This is a genomic window from Acidovorax sp. MR-S7, from assembly GCF_000400995.2.
Lineage (GTDB): Bacteria > Pseudomonadota > Gammaproteobacteria > Burkholderiales > Burkholderiaceae_C > MR-S7.
In genome coordinates this window covers 1-1,815 of the sequence record NZ_DF238906.1, presented here as the reverse complement: position 1 = coordinate 1,815, position 1,815 = coordinate 1, and the positions used below count along the sequence as shown (strand labels likewise).

At 57.7% G+C, this 1,815-nt stretch carries 3 protein-coding genes; all 3 read left to right on the top strand.

What is annotated here, in order from left to right:
• Positions 1-103: 103 nt before the first annotated feature.
• Positions 104-301 (top strand): hypothetical protein, encoded by a 198-nt coding sequence (locus AVS7_RS23500; protein ID WP_234449971.1) that lies wholly within the window; start codon positions 104-106, stop codon positions 299-301.
• A gap of 65 nt (positions 302-366) precedes the next feature.
• Positions 367-1,350, top strand: a complete 984-nt coding sequence (locus AVS7_RS05690; RefSeq protein WP_024001008.1) for a tripartite tricarboxylate transporter substrate binding protein — start codon at positions 367-369, stop codon at positions 1,348-1,350.
• Positions 1,347-1,815: FAD-binding oxidoreductase (locus tag AVS7_RS05685; RefSeq protein WP_234449970.1), on the top strand; the 469-nt coding region annotated here is incomplete at its 3' end. The genes AVS7_RS05690 and AVS7_RS05685, both read left to right, overlap by 4 nt.

Below are 1,815 nucleotides of genomic sequence, written 5' to 3'. Positions count from 1 at the left end.
CCGTCGGATACTGCTTACGCCTTGCCATTGGGCGAATCTACCGCAGGCGCTATCAAGTTCATAACACGCTCTAGAGGGGCTGGGTATTGCCGTGGTCGACCCCATGACGGCGGCAAAACACCAAAGACGAGGTGGAGTGGCGCTGCCTCTGCATCCGCCGATCAGCTACACGGTCTATGCGACGGCCATGAGCGACGCGAAGCTTTCCATCCCGGCCAAGGAACTCATCCGCCTAGTTGCAGCAGCTTCAAGCGCAGAACACATAACATCTAAGCATGCGATGCTGACCCAGCATCCATAGATGCCAGCAGGATCAATTCCTACCATGAGAACTCAGTCGTTATTCATGTCGAACGGAGAGTTTCCATGCTGCCTAGAATTGTGCGCCGTCCCTTTATCGCCGCCGCGGCTTTCACCACCCTGATTTCGATCGGCTTCTCGGCACAGGCAGAATGGCCTGAAAAACCGATACGGTTTATCGTGAATGCTGCAGCAGGAGGCGCCGCAGACGGCACTGCACGTGTTCTGGCAGATGGTCTCAGCAAGCGCCTGGGACAGCCCATCGTGATCGACAATAAGCCAGGTGCATCTGGGGTCATTGGGCTTGATGCAGTTGCCAAAGCCGCGCCGGATGGTTACACGATTGGCAACTCCAATCTCGCGACCTACACCGTTACCGCACTGACCGCAAAATCACTGCCTTACGATCCCGCCAAAAGCTTCACGCCTATCGCGAAGCAGTGGACGCAGCCCAACCTGCTGGGCGTGAGCCCAACCCTCCCCATCAAGAGTGTTACGGACTTGGTGAATTACGCCAAAGCCCATCCTGGCGAGATTTTCTATGGGTCCACTGGCAACGGCACCGCGCTGCATGTGCTTGGCGCATTGTTTGCCAACCTCTCCGGGGCTCAGATTACCCACGTCCCTTACAAGAGTGCCCCTGCGGCTGAATTGGATCTGGCGGCGGGCCAGATCCAGATGATGTTCAGCAATTTCACGTCGATGGAGCCGCAGGTGAAAGCGGGACGCATCAACGCGCTGGCCATTACGGGGCCCAATCGTTCCCCTCTTCTGCCGAACGTCCCCACCATACGGGAGGCTGGTTATCCGGATCTGGAAATGGAAACCTGGGGCGGTGTCGTGGGGCCTGCCAATATGCCGCAGGCCATCGTCGACAAACTGCACCGGGAAATCAACGCCGTGCTGTCGGACCCCGATGTCATTAAGAAGCACGAGCGGCTTGGCGCAAAAGTAGCTCCCACTTCCATTGCTGATTACAGACAAATGCTCAATGCCGATAGTGCGCGCTGGGGCGAGGTCGTGAAGCGGAACAACATCACGCTCAATTGAGCAAACCTCTTCGGAAAAAAGCTTTTGCCCGGCAGATATCCAAAATATCTATGTCTTCAAATGAAACAATCGTTGTCGGCGGAGGGCTGGTGGGTGCCGCCATCGCATACGGTATTGCCAAGTCCGGTGGCCCAGTGACCCTGCTCGACCAGGGCGATGTGGCGCACCGGGCTTCGCGCGGCAACTTCGGCCTCGTCTGGCTCCAGAGCAAGGGCGCCGGATTTCCCCGCTATTCCCGATGGAGCCGGGACGCCGTTGACCATTGGAGCCCCCTTGCCGACGAACTCCGTAAGCTCACCGGGGTCGATGTGGATCTCCAGCAAAACGGCGGATTCTGGATCGGCTTCAGCGAAAAAGAGGTCGCCGAGCGGGAGGCAATGTTGGCAAAAATCAAGGCTCTGTCACAAATCTGTGTTGATGACCGGCACTCCGATGGCGTCGAGCAAGAGCTGGCGCGGCTTTGCG

Coding starts and splice junctions, on each gene's coding strand:
- AVS7_RS23500 (WP_234449971.1), top strand. CDS start 104: ATGACGGCGGCAAAACACCAAAGACGAGGTGGAGTGGCGCTGCCTCTG.
- AVS7_RS05690 (WP_024001008.1), top strand. CDS start 367: ATGCTGCCTAGAATTGTGCGCCGTCCCTTTATCGCCGCCGCGGCTTTC.